Genomic DNA, 2191 nt, shown 5'->3' with positions numbered 1-2191 from the left:
CGCCGTCAGCCCGTGATCGGGGTAGGCGACCCCGTCGAAGGTGGTCTCCAGGTGGTCGCCGCCGACGAGCTGCCTGGTCAACCAGCCGCCCGCCGCCCCACCGGGGGAGGTGGTCGGCTCGGCCCGCGCGGGCAGCGCGGGGGCCAGGAGCCCGGTGACGATCAGCGCGGCGATGCCCGCCGCGGCACGGCCATGACGCATGTGGCGCCTCTTTCGGTGGCGAGGCGCGGGCAACCCGAGGGGCCCGACCCGCAGTCCTCGACGGGTGGCGTGGCTTGTCCACGTCCGCCGGGTGTTCGGGCTCGACGTCCTCGGGACGCCCTACCGTTGCGGGTCAGCGCCGGCATTCGACCGGCTTCCCCCAGCGCACGCGCGGATCAGAGTACGCCCCGGAACCGCCGGGGCGACCAGCGAACGGCCCCATCCAGCGGGAACGCGCAGGAGGGGTGGGGGAGCCGGGGCTAGGGCTTCCGGGCGATCAGGCAGGCCTGCGGGCCCTTCTCGGCGCCGTGCGGGGCCCTCACCAGCCGCGCGATCTCGGTCAGGCCCGCTGCGGCGATCGCGCCGGCGACCGCGTCGACCGGGTGCCAGTGCACCTCCAGGTCCACGTCGTGCCCGTACGCGCGGGTCAGCGGGGTGACCCGGTCGCCCTCCTTGAAGGCGGTCATCAGGTGCCCGCCGGGCTTCAGGACCCGAGCGAGTTCGGTGAACACGGCGGGCAGCTCGGCGGTCGGCGCGTGCACGGTCGAGTACCAGGCCACGACCCCGCCCAGCGAGTCGGCCGGGACGGCCAGCTCGCGCATCGTCCCGACCTCGAACCGCAGGTCGGGGTGCTCGCGGCGGGCCACCTCGACCATGCCGGGGGACAGGTCGACCCCGGAGACGTCGACGCCCAGCCCGGCCAGGTGCGCGGTGATCAGGCCCGTTCCGCAGCCCACCTCCAGGACGGGGCCGTCGACCAGCTCGGCGAACGCCGCGAGGACGGCGCGGTCGAAGGGCATCCCAGGGAGGAGGCCGCTGACCAGCTGCTGGTAGGACTCGGCGACGGTGTCGTACGAGGCGCGGGTGGCCTCCGAGCGGGGGTCGGTCACGGGCGTGGACCCTAGCGGGTGGGGTGCTGGCGCGGGGCCCGGCGGGTCAGGCGCGGGACGGGGCGCGGCGGGCCTGCCACGGGAGTGGGGCGCGGCGGGTCAGGCACCCGGTCGGTTCACGGCGACCTCGGCCCAGACGGTCTTGCTCGTCGGGCCCTGCACCACGCCCCACAGGGTCGCCAGGCGGTTCACCAGGAGCAGGCCGCGACCGCTCGGCTGGAGCGGTTCGAAGCGGCTCAGCACGGGCAGCAGTTGCGGGCTGGCGTCCTCCACCTCGACCCTGATCACGTCGCGGACCAGGTGGAGCCGGAAGCGGCGGGGGGCGACCGCGTGTCTGAACGCGTTGCTGAGCAGGGCGTTGCCGACGAGCTGGGTGTCGACGGCGTCCGCCACTCCCAGCCCGGCGAGCGTCGCCGAGGTCCACTTCCGCATCCGCGCCAGCGGCGGGTCGTCGCCGTGCAGGACGACGTCGATCCGCTCACCGCGAAGCTCCACGATCCGCACTCGCCAGTCCTCCGGGAAAATCGCCCGACAAGCCGACGGGATACCCCCGTTGGCACGAGTCAAACACCACGCCCGGCCCACCCGTGGAGGTGGGGGGCACTGAACGGGGGAATCGCAGGTCATGGCTCCTACACCGGTCAACCGGTCCCGGCTGCTCGCGCTGCTGCGCGACGAGGGGCCGCTGTCGAGGGTCGCGCTGGGGGAGCGGCTGGGGGTGCCTCGGGCGGCGCTGTCGGCTGAGCTGGGGAGGTTGGCGGAGGCGGGGCTGGTCGAGGAGGGCGGGCCTGCGGCGAGCCGGGGCGGGCGGCGGTCGGTGCTGGTGCGGTTGGCGGCTGAGCTGAGGGTGCTGGCGGTGGCGGTGGGGGCCACGTCGGTCACGGTGGCGGTGGCGGACGGGCGGTGCGAGGTGTTGGCGCGGGTCACTGAGGAGAGTGACGTGCGTGACGGGCCGGGGGTGGTGCTGGAGCGGGTGGTGCGGCTGGCGGCGCGGGTCCGGGAGCTGGCGCCGGGGAGGGTGGTCGCGGCGGGGGTGGGGCTGCCGGGGCCGGAGAGCTTCCGGGACGGTGTGCCGGTGGCGCCGCCGATCATGCCGGGGT

3 protein-coding genes, 1 pseudogene and 1 riboswitch are annotated in these 2191 nt (G+C 75.4%); of the genes and pseudogenes, 1 reads left to right on the top strand and 3 read right to left on the bottom strand.

Features of this window, described 5'->3' with window-relative positions:
- From ACTUAL_RS01450 to ACTUAL_RS01440, 3 genes and pseudogenes are all read right to left on the bottom strand, one after another.
- Nucleotides 1-201: pseudogene (locus tag ACTUAL_RS01450) on the bottom strand (peptidase); the annotation flags it as partial.
- Between the two features lie 69 nt (nt 202-270).
- Nucleotides 271-397: riboswitch (cobalamin riboswitch) on the bottom strand.
- 64 nt (nt 398-461) lie between these two features.
- On the bottom strand, nt 462-1091 hold the full coding sequence (locus ACTUAL_RS01445; protein WP_096492805.1) for a class I SAM-dependent DNA methyltransferase: 630 nt from the start codon (nt 1089-1091) through the stop codon (nt 462-464).
- Between the two features lie 99 nt (nt 1092-1190).
- Entirely contained in the window at nt 1191-1595 is a 405-nt protein-coding gene (locus ACTUAL_RS01440) for an ATP-binding protein (protein ID WP_096492806.1), read from the bottom strand.
- A 121-nt stretch (nt 1596-1716) separates the two neighbouring features.
- Here ACTUAL_RS01440 and ACTUAL_RS01435 point away from each other — a divergent pair.
- The coding region (locus ACTUAL_RS01435) for a MarR family transcriptional regulator (protein ID WP_440898989.1) at nt 1717-2191 on the top strand (475 nt) is incomplete at its 3' end.

This window comes from Actinosynnema sp. (assembly GCF_052038725.1).
The sequence above is the reverse complement of the archived record's forward strand: the minus strand, read 5'-3'. Positions and strand labels throughout refer to the sequence as shown.